Annotated in this window: 14 protein-coding genes; 9 read left to right on the top strand and 5 right to left on the bottom strand. The window is 36.6% G+C overall.

The genetic code is table 11. The features are described 5' to 3' along the window. Positions 1 to 6: 6 nt before the first annotated feature. Genes M900_RS14115 through M900_RS18000 form a run of 3 tightly spaced genes read left to right on the top strand, consistent with a single transcriptional unit; the run spans position 7 to position 1,514 of the window. Positions 7 to 576, top strand: a complete 570-nt coding sequence (locus tag M900_RS14115; RefSeq protein ID WP_034732827.1) for a hypothetical protein — start codon at positions 7 to 9, stop codon at positions 574 to 576. A gap of 6 nt (positions 577 to 582) precedes the next feature. After that, entirely contained in the window at positions 583 to 1,338 is a 756-nt protein-coding gene (locus tag M900_RS14110; RefSeq protein WP_021275623.1) for a matrixin family metalloprotease, read from the top strand. 41 nt (positions 1,339 to 1,379) lie between these two features. Continuing rightward, positions 1,380 to 1,514, top strand: coding sequence for a hypothetical protein (locus tag M900_RS18000; RefSeq protein WP_255344727.1), 135 nt, complete (start codon positions 1,380 to 1,382; stop codon positions 1,512 to 1,514). Here the strand turns inward: M900_RS18000 and murD are convergent. Next, positions 1,491 to 2,810, bottom strand: coding sequence for a UDP-N-acetylmuramoyl-L-alanine--D-glutamate ligase (gene murD / locus M900_RS14105; RefSeq protein WP_021275351.1), 1,320 nt, complete (start codon positions 2,808 to 2,810; stop codon positions 1,491 to 1,493). The genes M900_RS18000 and murD overlap by 24 nt on opposite strands. Before the next feature lie 47 nt (positions 2,811 to 2,857). Between murD and M900_RS14100 the strand changes: the two genes are divergently transcribed. From M900_RS14100 to M900_RS14090, 3 genes are read left to right on the top strand one after another with little or no spacing between them, the layout of a single operon-like run. Further along, complete coding sequence (locus tag M900_RS14100) at positions 2,858 to 4,102, top strand: methyltransferase (RefSeq protein ID WP_034732825.1); 1,245 nt, start codon at positions 2,858 to 2,860, stop codon at positions 4,100 to 4,102. 52 nt (positions 4,103 to 4,154) lie between these two features. Next, a complete protein-coding gene (locus M900_RS17385; RefSeq protein ID WP_021275567.1) occupies positions 4,155 to 5,492 on the top strand; it encodes a M14 family metallopeptidase in 1,338 nt (445 codons plus the stop codon). Positions 5,493 to 5,503: 11 nt separating this feature from the next. After that, complete coding sequence (locus M900_RS14090) at positions 5,504 to 5,986, top strand: hypothetical protein (protein ID WP_021275369.1); 483 nt, start codon at positions 5,504 to 5,506, stop codon at positions 5,984 to 5,986. Between the two features lie 31 nt (positions 5,987 to 6,017). On the opposite strand, the gene M900_RS14085 is transcribed toward M900_RS14090, so the two are convergent. Further along, complete coding sequence (locus M900_RS14085) at positions 6,018 to 8,153, bottom strand: hypothetical protein (protein WP_021275426.1); 2,136 nt, start codon at positions 8,151 to 8,153, stop codon at positions 6,018 to 6,020. Between the two features lie 126 nt (positions 8,154 to 8,279). Between M900_RS14085 and M900_RS14080 the strand changes: the two genes are divergently transcribed. After that, the gene (locus M900_RS14080; protein ID WP_021275517.1) at positions 8,280 to 9,059 is read left to right on the top strand and encodes an SDR family oxidoreductase; all 780 of its coding nucleotides are present in this window, start codon (positions 8,280 to 8,282) and stop codon (positions 9,057 to 9,059) included. Between the two features lie 97 nt (positions 9,060 to 9,156). Further along, on the top strand, positions 9,157 to 10,176 hold the full coding sequence (locus tag M900_RS17380; RefSeq protein WP_021275532.1) for a ParB/RepB/Spo0J family partition protein: 1,020 nt from the start codon (positions 9,157 to 9,159) through the stop codon (positions 10,174 to 10,176). On the opposite strand, the gene M900_RS14070 is transcribed toward M900_RS17380, so the two are convergent. From M900_RS14070 to M900_RS17835, 3 genes are read right to left on the bottom strand one after another with little or no spacing between them, the layout of a single operon-like run. Beyond that, the gene (locus M900_RS14070) at positions 10,173 to 10,796 is read right to left on the bottom strand and encodes a 2OG-Fe(II) oxygenase (RefSeq protein ID WP_021275619.1); all 624 of its coding nucleotides are present in this window, start codon (positions 10,794 to 10,796) and stop codon (positions 10,173 to 10,175) included. The genes M900_RS17380 and M900_RS14070 overlap by 4 nt on opposite strands. A 49-nt stretch (positions 10,797 to 10,845) precedes the next feature. Continuing rightward, entirely contained in the window at positions 10,846 to 11,238 is a 393-nt protein-coding gene (locus M900_RS14065; protein ID WP_021275651.1) for a CBS domain-containing protein, read from the bottom strand. Further along, positions 11,231 to 11,446, bottom strand: coding sequence for a hypothetical protein (locus M900_RS17835; RefSeq protein WP_034732816.1), 216 nt, complete (start codon positions 11,444 to 11,446; stop codon positions 11,231 to 11,233). Before M900_RS17835 ends, M900_RS14065 begins: the two co-directional genes overlap by 8 nt. A 120-nt stretch (positions 11,447 to 11,566) precedes the next feature. Here M900_RS17835 and M900_RS14055 point away from each other — a divergent pair, with 120 nt between their 5' ends. Beyond that, positions 11,567 to 12,394, top strand: coding sequence for a C1 family peptidase (locus M900_RS14055; protein ID WP_021275355.1), 828 nt, complete (start codon positions 11,567 to 11,569; stop codon positions 12,392 to 12,394). The last annotated feature ends 26 nt before the right edge of the window (positions 12,395 to 12,420 follow it).

Here is a 12,420-nt window from a genome sequence, read left to right as displayed (position 1 = left end):
ATTCACATGAAAAAACTAATATATTTAATGACTGTTTTAACTTCGGTTAACTGTCTTGCCTATTATAAGAACATTTCGCTCGGTCTTGGTACATTTACTGAGCAAGTTTCAAAAATTGAAGAAGAAATTGGAGGCAAAACAAATACCTTTGAGTTCAATCCGTATGCGAGTTTGAAATTTGATTTTGACTTTTACTTTGATCACGATTTTATTTTTGAGTTTGGTCTCTCTACTCCACGCTCAAGCCGAGACACAGATGTGACAAGATTCAACTACTGGACAAACTTTTTACTACGCTATGACTTTACAAACTTTAGACCTGTCTATGGTTTTGGATTTCTATTCACTCGCCTCTCAATGGATGGCTCTCCACAATATCTAAATAATGGTGGAACAGAAAAAGAATTCCAAACTCCTGCCGGTTCAACAACGGCCGTAAACAACGTCTTAATTGTTGGAACTGACTACATGTTTGATAAAGAAATTTTTGCAAATATACAACTGATGGCACTAAATGCAGAAGACTCAGACGAGAGAGCATTTAATTACTATCTGTCGCTAAATTTTAACTTATAGGTTTTTATGAAATTAATTCTTCTAGCTATTTTTGCTTTATCAACTCACGCATTTACACTTGTGGGGAGTTCGATAGCCACATATTCAAACCCAGAGATACCAGTTTATATTGGAGATAGTTCATGTTCAAACCTTGATACTACTCCAGAAGAACTAAGAGATCTTTCGATTAAGGCGATGGAGAAATTTTGGAATAAAGTTTCAACTTCTGAACTAAGGCTTGATGTCCAAGGTTTAAAAAATATTGATTCAAGTTTTTATACTGATAAAATTTGTAGTACTGGTACAGGATGTATTCCGGCCGTGCCAAATGGTGTTTATATTATCTGTAATGACAATACGACAACATTCACCTCAACAGGAATTCTCGCAGTGACACTACCAAATAATGTGACTGGCTCCACTATCGTCGGAGGGGTCGTAGCAATCAATGCCATCGCGTCGACAAAATTTAATGGCCTTAGTGAAAATGAGAAGATCTCTGTTATCGCTCATGAAGTTGGCCACGCTTTTGGTCTAGGACACTCAAAAATTGAGGATTCATTGATGTACGCTTCTAGCAAGAGCGGTAGAACACGCCTTGGCCGCGACGATTGGGATGGGGCGACCTTTCTCTATCCAAAGGAGCAAGGGCCAGCAGGACTTTGCGGAACGATCAAGGATGTGTCTGAGCAAAACACTCAGGGACCATTTATTCTTGGCCTTTTTGCCCTACTATTTTTGCTCATTGGCCATAAGGCGTTTATTTTAAAAAATAGATAAAAAATATTAAAGTTTCAGCCCAAATAACCGATATATACCATATGTTTAAACTAAAAGGTTTTCACTTTGTCATGGTTGTTGTTGGTCTATTTATTTTTAAAATAGCTATTGCTGACACATTCCGCGGAAAAGATAATAATAATCGCAAGATTTCAAGTCAAAGAGTTCTTGAATAAGTTTGTAAATTTTTTTCCTCTCTCAACATAATTCTTAAATTGATCAAATGATGGAAATGCTGGTGAAAATAATAGTACACCTTCTTTTGAATCACTCGTAATTTCTTTGAATGCACCTTCAAGATCTTGTACGTAACTCACCTTTACGTGTGGCCTAAGTTTAGATTCAAGCCCAACACCACTTTCTCCAATAAGTAATATTTTTGAAAGAGATGAAAGATATGGCAATAACACATCTATTCTATCATCCCCATGTCCACGTTTCTGGCCTCCAATAATAAGTGTAACAGGCCCTCTATCCTTAACTCCAATAATAGCTGTTTCAGTCGCTTCCCAATTAGTACTTTTTGAATCATTAAACACTTCAAAATTTCTAAGTTTACCAAGATACTCAAGACGGTAGTGAACACCTGTGAATGAATAGCAGCCTATTAAGAATGAATCAATAGGAAGTCCCAAGGCCACCCATAGATGATAAGCAAAGAGTATATTCTTATGATTGTGAACACCAACTATTTTAAGTTTTTCAAGGTCTACAATATTAGAAAGCTCATCGAGATCGGAATTTTCTATCAACTTTAATGAAGAAGAGCTTTTCATTTTAAAATCAAATTCTTTCATCATACCTTGAGGCATGATGGCGATGTCTGAATTTTGCTGATTATTAAAAATATTAAACTTTGCAAAAGCATAAGGTTTAATATCATCGTAGCGCTCACCGTGACTGAAAGTGATATTTAATATAGCCGCAGCATTTGCCCTAAATGTATCAAGTGATTCAAGTTGAAAGCTAGATAATTCTAACACTATAACTTCAGCAATCTTTCTTTTATTCGAGATAACCTCTAAAACATAATCGCAAAATGGGGTTCCAATATTGCCACCAATGAAGAATTCTTTACCAGAAGCTTTAAGGCACTCCTCCAAAAGACTAACTGTCGTCGTCTTCCCATTTGTTCCAGTGACCGCGATAATTTTTTCGTCACTACTTGAAAGTAAGCGATATGCTAGTTCAACTTCACACCAGATTGGCCCCTTAAAGTCTTTTAAGATTTGAACATCTCTTGGGATTCCAGGAGAGAGAACGACCAAATCAGCAGTCGCCAAAACTTCTTTCAATTTTTTATCATTTTGCGAGATTAAATATTTTTCATCTAACCCAAGACCAGTTCCCCACGATGAAGTCTCACCCTGATTGACTGCATATACCGTTTTCCCTAAGTATTTTAGAAGGTTTAGTGCTGAAATTCCAGAGACTCCCATCCCTACAACAACTACAGTCTTAATATTTTTCATAATTTTATTGCCTTATGAGTCAGATTTCTATTATTGTCACTCAAATTATGAATTATACAAAGCGTTTTGACCAGATTGTTGCAAAGATAAAAGAGCATCAGGAGATGTGGAATGGTGAAATTATCACTCTCTACCCTGATCGCTTAGATATTTTTAATCAAGAATGGGTTAAGGAACTTTCGCTCCTTACTGACGAGCAGTTATGGCAAGTAGACTGTTTTCAAAACACTGAATTTTTAAATGAAGGTTCATTCAAGACATGGCTTAATGAGCTTAATGAACTTTGTGAGCTACCAAAGTACGAGTACGGAGAACTTGAAAAACTACCTGACTTTGCATTTAATAAAGTGAAAGGTAAAAAAAGACATGAAATTCTAGTTCTCGCAAAACTTCTTAAGCAAGTTCAAGCGGAAAATGACTTCTCTCACCTCGTCGATATCGGAGGAGGAGTCGGTCACCTCTCACGTGTTATGGCCCACTACAAATCTATAGAATGCATAAGTCTTGATATCAATAAAGATTTTCAAACGATTGGTGAAAAAAGATTACACAAATATACCAAGCCTGAAGATCATAAGAATGTAACATTTATTACACATGATTTCACATATGATCTAAAAGAAGAACAGACTCGTGATATTTTCACAGATAAATCATTCTCTCTAGGACTTCACACTTGTGGCCCTCTTGCGCTTAAACACATTGATGTTGCCACTGTGAATAAGACTCTAGGCTTTATCAACTTCGGCTGCTGTTATAATAAACTCAATCCGCAAACAGATTGCAATATTAGTCAGTACTCAAAAAATCATGGGCTTACCCTTACCGACTATGCCTTCACTCTCGCATGTAGAGGTCACAGCTCAATGGATTACAACGCGTTTAAACTAAAACGCCGAGTAAAAGACTTTCGCTACGCCATTCATATTTTCTTTTACAAGTATTTTGGAATAAAGGAAGTTGTTGCAGTTGGCGATAGCGAGCCACGCGAGTACTGGGGAAAGTTTAGTGATTATCTAATAGGAAAATGTGAAAAACTTGGAATGAAAAACGAGTACAGCGCTCAGTTCATCGATGATTTTTTTGAAGATGCAAAGATGCAAGAATATTTAAAAGAATTATTCCTGTGTAACGTCATCAGATGGCAGTACGGTAGAAGTCTAGAACTATATTTGTTAATTGATAGATGCCTTTATCTACAGGAGCGAGGATTCTCTCCTTTATTACTTGAGTTCTTTGATCCCTCTCTGTCACCAAGAAATATCGGAATCCTCCTGACGCGTCACAGCTAGCACTCGTCTCAATCCGCATTATAATTAAAGAAAACAATGAAAAGGAGTTTCTATGTTTTCTAAACTAGCATGTGCATCACTGATGCTAACATCCGTTCTTGCTCACTCTCCGAGTAAAGTTCTAGAGAATTCTAAATTAATATCAATTAACGCTGACAAGAACTATACAACTGTCATGAAGTTTCTTCAAAAAGAAGGATTTGATGTTCTAGGTGTTGACTATAAAAATAAAATTATCGATCTTAACGTTACAGATGAAGAACTTAATGAGCTTAGAACTAAGGGTATTAAATTTGAACTTAACTCTCAAAAAGCTCTAACAGCAAGTGTCGATGAGCGCTATTTAAACCCTGATGAAATCAAAGAAATTCTAGTTGAAACCAATAAGAAATATCCTGAACTAACACAACTTATACTTGTAGGAAAAACTCTTGAAGGTAGAGAAATTTGGGCCATAAAAATTTCAGATAATGCAAAAACTCTGGAACCAAATGAACCAGCTATTCTTTTCAATGGAATGCACCACTCTCGCGAGGTAATGACCACTGAAGTGACTACAGATATTATCACTTATCTCACGACAAATTATGCGACAAGACCAGAAGTAAAAAACTGGGTTGATAATAATGAAATCTACGTTCTACCAATGCTTAACCTTGATGGGAACACTAAGGTTTGGGAGGGAGAAAATATGTGGAGAAAAAATGCTCGTGGAGGATATGGTGTAGATATCAACAGGAACTATCCAACAAGCTGGGGAGCATGTAATGGTTCAAGTGGATGGAAAACTTCTCAAACATATCGTGGAGACGCTCCGGCCAGTGAGCCAGAAACGAACGCACTAATGGATTTTGTTGCTGATATCAAACCTGTATTTAATATTTCATACCATGCATATAGTGAACTTGTAATCTACCCTATGGGATGTAAGGGTCAAAGAACAAAGAATCAAAAAGTAGTTGAAGGCATTGGAAAAGAAATAGGAAGTCTTCTTAACTACCAACCAGGTACATCTTGGGAAACACTTTACTCTGTTGATGGTTCAGACATTGACTGGATGTACACGGAACACCAAGTTATCCCTTATGTTATTGAAGTAAGTCCACGTAGTGACGGATTTCAACCAGACTACTCAAAAAGAAATGCAACAGTTGAACTGAATCGAAAAGGTTGGCAACATCTTTTATCGAAACTTGAGACTTCAAGAGTTTCAGGCATTACAGCTCCAAACTCACTAATCGAGATTACTGGAGTTCAAAAAGACGGGTACAAAGTATCTTCAATGTACAAGACAAACCCTGATGGAAGTTACCATATTATTTTAAATGATGGGGACTACAATTTACAGCTTAGTGATGATAAGATAATAGAAGTACATTTAGGAAAATAAGAGGATCGGTAATGAAATTAATTTTAATGATGATGGTAGTACTAAGCTCATTTGCAGATGACTTGATGTTATCAAGTCTTAAGGAAGACAGTAATCTTATTGATGTTTTTCCCGTAAGTGATAAGAGAACTTTCTACGTATTAAAATCTAAAACTGATAATAATTATATTTTCTCTTTAAACGATTCGCTTGGGGAATCTTTTAAAGATAGAAAAAAAGAAGATTCAAAGGTAGTAACCTCATTTAGTTACGACCTAGGAGAAACACTTTTTTGGTCATATGGCCCTTCATTTCCATGTCTTTATAAGCAGCAAGAAGTACTTGCTATTTTTGAAAAGAAAGCAATTAAAGAGAGAGATGATTTCCATCCAATCGAAGCTTATACAATTGATAAAAATAGCAATATCTTTACTCGAGTAAAAAGTAGTGAAGTAAATTGTCGCTGGAGACCAAAAGCCGGAGACGTTTTCCCAAAAATCTGGCTACAGAATTAATTAAATATGGAGAGAGTGGGAACTCCACTCTCTACTTATACTGCCCTGGTAAGAAATCAAACTTAAATCCACCACTAATGCTTCCCTTTAGAGACTTTCCGACTTCAATATTAAAGTCGTCATTACTCTTTATCTTAGAAGTCATTAACATAAGTGACTTTGCAAAATTCACATTAAATGCATCTTTACTATTACATTGAGCGCGATCTTCTTTGAAGCAATCCGCGAATTTCTCGCCGATGTCCTGTCTCATTAACTCATAGTTTCCAGCAAGATCCTTTTCAATAGCATCAATACTTGCCTTAAGCTTATCAAGCTTAATCGGTGGCTTCTCGTTCTTTAATTTTCCAAGTACTCTAAAAGTAAGACTTGAAAGATTAGTCAGGTTATTATGATAAGTTCCTGATCTAAACTTAGCATTTACAGTTGAAGCAAACCAAGCTGATGCAGCATCAATTTCACTAAAGCGAGACTCTTCATTTGATAAAACATCTGCCAAAATCATGACTGAAGCACTATCATTATAAATACGTGTATTCGATTTAAAGTAATTTGAGTTTTTAACTTTGTTAAAAGTTTTACTTATAAACTCTTGATCATCAACTTTTCCGTAATCACGATAGAAGTCAACAAGCTGGCCTAGAAGCTTCTTGTTATCCTTGTTTACTAATTCCTTCTGATTACGATTAATAAATTCTTCAACATTATCAGTATAGCGGCGATCCCTTTTTTCCATTATCTGTAACGCCATTTTTAATGATGTCAGCTGGAACTGTTTACCAAGAATATTATTTTGATCATTTTGTAGTAACTCTTTAATTCTACCTTGAATAGCATCATTACAGGTTACTTCATTATGAAGACTTGATGGAGCTCTGGCGGGCGGAAGCTCAACAACAGGCTCCTTCGGCTCTTCCACGACAACTGTAGGTTCAGGAGTAACAGCAACGGCAACAGGCTTCTCTTCGACTGGAGTTGGAGCAGGCTTTAAACGTGCAATTGCATCATCCCTCTGCTCGTAAATTCTCTTAGTGATATCATCAATACACTTAGTATCGTATTGGTTACAATTTTTCTCAATCTCTGACTTCAATATTCTATCGTAAGCATCAGTTAAAGCTGCTTCCGCAGGATCAACTTCTGCTTCGCCAACCACCGATGGTTCCCTACTTGCATCTGCAACTGCCGTATTTCTTTCTCGCTTTATTCCACCTGAAGCAACAAACTCTTCAAAACCTTCAGGCAGCGTTCCATTTTTCTTTGCTACGGCAATAATTAGTTGCTCTAGCAATTCCTTTAGAACATCAGCTTGTATTTTTGGGTCTTTCTTAAACTCAACGAGTAGTTCATCAATACTTTTATCTTTGTTTCTTGCTGCAAATTTTTTACAGTACTCTTCAGTAGTTTCGTTATACTCCCCACGATCATTAATCAACTTCTGACAAAGCTTTGTCAGTGCTTCGTCTAGTGAATCGTTATAAAGTTTTTCGTGAACTTTCTTAAGCTCTTCAGGAGAGAGCTTAACGACAATTGGCTGAATTGTCGTGACAGGTTCTTTGATCACTACAGGCTCTTTAACCACTGGCTCGGCAACCGGCTCCTCAACTACAACAACTGGCTTCGCTGGTGTTACTGGCTCAACAGGGACTTGAACAACAGGAGCTGTTGGTTTCTTAGAAGGTCTTGGTTTGTTTTCAATATCTGGAGCATTATCTGTTAGATCTCTCACTACTGCATCAATATTTTCTTCTTTTCTAGGACGTGGAGTTGGTGCAGCCTGACGTTCTACAGAAGTAGCGCCTGGTTTTACAGTTGTTTGTTCCCCAAAAAACTCCGCAATATATTCTGGTTCCCTATCTGCAAACAACTTGTTAAATTCTTTTCTCGTTCGCTTCTCAGTTAGGATAACTTGAGGCACGGCCTTATTACGTCTTGCGAGATTATTAAACTCATATTGCATTGAGCGAAAAACTTCCGAGAATGATTCACCTTCAACTCTTGGAGCATAGTGCTTACAAAGCCACGCCTTTGGAGTTTCCTTAAGGGCCTCAATACAAATTTTGTAAAAGAGTTTTTGTCTATCTTCTTCCACCTGGACACTAAAAGTATCTGCGTTAGCATAGGGTGCAAAAGAAAGAAAAATTAGTAAAATCGATAAAAACTTCAAAAGAGTCTCCTCTATCATATTAATACTCAACAACTTTTCGGACAAAACTACTCAAGAATTTAGTAAATTTGTCGATAGCCCCTTATTTCAGCTAGTTAAATCGCAAAAGTAGTGCAAAAATGTCATATGGAAAAATACGCACTAATTACAGGATCGAGTTCGGGAATAGGAAAGGCAATGGCCTTTGAACTTGCAAAGCACGGATACTCACCTCTTCTTCATGGTAGAAATATAGTTGAACTTGAAAAAACAAGAGCAGAAATTTTAGGTAAACATCCAAGCCTTAAATGTGAAATAATTCAAGCAAATCTCAGCGTCGAAAATGAAATCGACAAACTAATCAGTAAAATTCAAAACTACGATATTGAAGTTTTTATTTCAAATGCTGGTTTTGGTATACCTGGCAACTTTGAGAACACAGAACTTTTAGCAGAAGAAACAATGATATCAACCCACGTCTCTGCTATCGTTAAACTGACGAAGTACTTTTATAAAAGCTGCGCAAATAAAGAAAGAGGATATATTTTAAATACCTCATCATTGTATTCTTTCTTTGCTGTCCCAAAGCAATCAATGTATGGAGCAACAAAAGCATTCCAGCATTCTTTTTTTATGGCGCTACACCAAGAGGCCAAATTAAATCGTCCACATATTTATATCTCGTCCCTATGCCCAGGATTAACCTATTCAAATTTTAGAATTAGCCAAGGTAAGAAGGAGAAGAAATCAATTGTAGGTATGGAAGCACATGAAGTGGCAACCATCGCGATCAACTCTCTTTTTAAAAATAAGCCAGTTATTATTCCCGGCATATTTAGCAAAATGATGGCCTTTGTCATTCCAAAACTTCCAATAGCTCTCCAACTATCAATAATTTACAATATGAATAAACAAAGAGGGTTTTGACAAGAGGTACCAATAATTCTTACTTCCCCTCTCATTCCTAGTCAAATCCCGATCTTTTTAATATGATTCCCCCACTTTCAAACGGGGACACACACACATGCAAACAACAACAATTAAACTCGCAGATATCAAATTATCTAGTGAGTACCTAAGACTAGACACAGATGTTGAATCACTGAAAACATCAATCTCTAAAATTGGGCTTATTAACCCACTGACAATTAACCTTGATAATGAACTACTCGCGGGAGCAAGAAGATACCAGGCCCTTAAGGATCTAGGGTTTGATGAAGTTCCTGTTCATATTGTTGATAGACAAGCTCTTGAGCAAGAACTTATCTCTATTGATGAAAACCTTGTAAGAAAACCACTTGATAAGCTTGAGCTTGAAAAGTGTCTTAATAGAGGTAGAGAAATCTACGAACAACTTAACCCGTCCGCGCCAAAAATTGAGCTAGCGGTTAAAGATCTTTCAACTGAAGAAAAGAAAATTGAAAAAGAAAAAGAAGAGCAAGACACTGATTCTTTTGCGGCAATCACTGCTGAGAAAACAGGCCTTTCTAAATCTATTATTAAAAGTGCAATTAAAAGGGATGCCCTAGCTTCAGACACAGTAAAGAAAGCAAGAAGCCTTGGTACAATCAATGCTAGTCAGACAAATGAAATCATCAAACTAGACAAAGAAGTTCAAGATAAAATTCTTCCAATCATTTCAACTAAGACAGTTAAGGAAGCGAAGAAAATTATCGAAGCGGCCAAGAAAGAAGGTTTCGACAGAGCAATTGAAGTTTCTGAAGAAATCATCCCTCTTCCAAAAGAGTACGCAAACCTTAGAAATCTTGCAAAAAGAGTGAATAAAAACCTATCACGAATTCTTCTTGAAGAACTTGAGTATACTGGACCAGAGAAGAAAGCAATTGATAAAGAGGTTTTCAAATTAAAAGAGAATCTTGATAACTATATGAGAATTTTTAAATATGATACATCAAGCTCAACTTCATTTAAAAGTGAAGAGGAAGACGATATCTTCGACGCTGATGACCTTGGTTCAACACAAGATTTTAGCCCTGAATATTTAAGTCAAAACGACGACAATATTGAAAGCTACGATCTTTAAACAAACGGTATAATTTCATCATCTCGAAACCACGTCGTAAGAGAAAAACGTGGCGATCTGGTTTCGAGAACTTCATGAAAAATAGTCTTAGAAATAAATAAAACAAAAGTCCCGCGCTTTGGTTTCACCACATAATCAACTTCATTTCGATTCTTTTCATTGAAAACGACAAGCTCTCCCCCATCTAAACAATCATTGAGATAAAAGATACAACTCATCTGACGGTGAGGAGACTGTTTATGTTGATCGAGGTGCTTCTTATAAAAGCCACCCTCTTCGTAAATGGCAAACTGAGATTCAAACCTTTTCATCGACAAAAAGAAATACTCATTGAGGTTAATCATTAAGTCGTTAAAAAAAATATTTATCTGTTTAAGCTCATCATTCTCGTTCCAATCTTCAATCCAAGACACTAAGCTCTTTCTAATTCTATTTTCAATAGAGAGATCAAGCCCTTTGCTCACTCCACCTTCAATAAAGTTATCAGCATCGTATTTTGCTTTTAAAAGCTTAGTTAATGTTTCACATGATTGATCTGAAAGAATTTTCTCACCACAAAACCATCCCTTTGTTTCAAGGTCTTGATTCATTTGTTGAAAATTAATATTCGATATATTCAATGGAACTCCAGGTGCGCAAAAGCTACGCACCTAGATATCTGATTAAAAATTAAACGTCACTAGAAATATTTGAGAGAATTTTTAATGCATCAGTTGATGTAAAAATTCCCACAACCTTACCTTCACTATTATTGATCAGGGCCGAATTAATTCTTTTTTCAACCATTTGCTTAGCAAGAGCTGCAATTGGCTCTGAAGTCGACACAGAGAAAATGTCAGTAGTCATTATATCTTTGCAAAGGACCTCTTTCTCATTTCCATACTGAGTAATGAACTGGAGATCTCTGTCACTCACCACTCCAAGCGCCTTCCCATTTTCAACAATTGGAAGATGGTGAACCTGTCTCTTTGTCATTTCTTGATAGGCCTCAAAAACACTCTGATTTGGAGAGAGAAAAGCTAAGTTGCTAATTACATACATATTCGCTGTCATTTTATCCATATCTAGTTCCTTTTCTTGGATATTTATTACTACAAGGAAATTTTATCGATGAAAGGGCTAAATAAATATAGGCCGTATCAGCTTTTTCCATGATTTCTAAACTGCCCCAGTTGAATGGTGTTAGAAATTTCAACTCTTTATACAGGCTCGTCCCATCAACTTTCTTAGTTAAAACAGCCGCGAACAGAAGGTTGTGATAGTTAACCAACTCGCAAGTTTAACAGAATTCTTCAAAAATGAACTAAAATCCAACACCACTCAGAGGGAGCAGTATGCACAAAATTCATAGTCACTTGAAGTATTATGCCTACTTATCTATAAACTCCCTATGAAAAATCTAATTCTATTATTAGCCCTAGGCCTTGCCGTACAAAATGCGGATGCAAAAATTGTCGATTTAAAACCTTATCAATCAGCAGTGAAAAACCAGCTTGATAGAAATACTTGTGCATACTTTGCAATTACTGCACTTCTAGAAGGAACCATCAAGTATCGCTTTAAAAAAGAGTACGATATCTCAGAACAGTTTCAAATTTCTTCGGGAAAGGAAAGATTCGGTCAGTACTCTGATAAAGAATTTGGAAACACCTACGAAATTGCCTACAACTTTAGAGATCAGTACTTTTTTGTTAAAGAGGAAGATGCACCTTATCAAACGTCCTTATTTGAAAAGGGAAAAATTTGTGAAAACTATGACCCGTTTGATACAACAGCACCGAAAGTTTGTTTTTCTCATGGGCCAATTGACTGGAAGCCACTAAAAACTGTAAAGCTTGATGGGCTAAGAGTTGAGTGGATCTCGGGTATGTGGAGTATTGGAAAAACGAGGGCGCAAATTCTTCAAGGGCATATGGATAAATTTAGACCAGTTGCTATAACAGTTAAAGTCTATCCACCGGGGTGGGATACTGCGAACGTCACATACACAGCAGAAGACGATGCCAATTGCTCAAATGGCAATTACGAATGCGCAGGTCACGCAATCCTACTTACTGGTTATGATGACGAAAGAGAAGTATTTTTCTTCAAAAATAGCTGGGGAGAAAGTTGGGGGAACGAAGGTTACGGAGAAATCTCGTTTGAATACATCAATAAATACTCTGATCAACCAATGACAATGGACTTTGAACGCCTCACAGGAAATATTCGCGAATAAAAAAAGGGACCATAAGGTCCCTTCTT

It is taken from the genome of Bacteriovorax sp. Seq25_V (genome assembly GCF_000447795.1).
Classification (GTDB): domain Bacteria; phylum Bdellovibrionota; class Bacteriovoracia; order Bacteriovoracales; family Bacteriovoracaceae; genus Halobacteriovorax_A.
Note: the sequence above shows the minus strand (reverse complement) of the source record. Positions and strands in the feature narration are given on the sequence as shown.